A 324-nucleotide genomic window follows, 5' to 3' on the forward strand; every position below is an offset into this window, starting at 1 on the left:
AAGGTTCATCCAGCATCTGCGGCACTGTAGGAATAGCACAATTAGCTATAACATTATCGTATGAAATAGTGATAGATTCTAAACTTTTGGAAAAGTTATCACGGAAAGTGACTCCAGTTGCCATACCTTTTTTAATAATGATTTTTTCAACCCTTTTACCTAGTAGAATACTGCCACCATTTTTTTCTATATAGGAAGCAAGGTAATTGGAGAGTTCCTGTGAACCTCCTTTTATAAAGTGACCACCATTTTCAATAAAGCCTGAAAATGGAGTGCCAAAGTAAAACATTGACAGTGTATATGGATCATCTCCCCAATACACAA

At 35.8% G+C, this 324-nt stretch carries 1 protein-coding gene; it reads right to left on the minus strand.

Annotation, left to right across the window (positions count from 1 at the left end):
- A partial coding sequence (locus H4O21_RS28765; protein ID WP_182812702.1) for an FAD-dependent oxidoreductase occupies positions 1 to 324 on the minus strand: 324 nt, incomplete at both ends.

Origin of the sequence: Oceanospirillum sediminis (genome assembly GCF_014164585.1) — a bacterium.
GTDB classification, from domain to species: Bacteria; Pseudomonadota; Gammaproteobacteria; order Pseudomonadales; family Halomonadaceae; genus Oceanospirillum; species Oceanospirillum sediminis.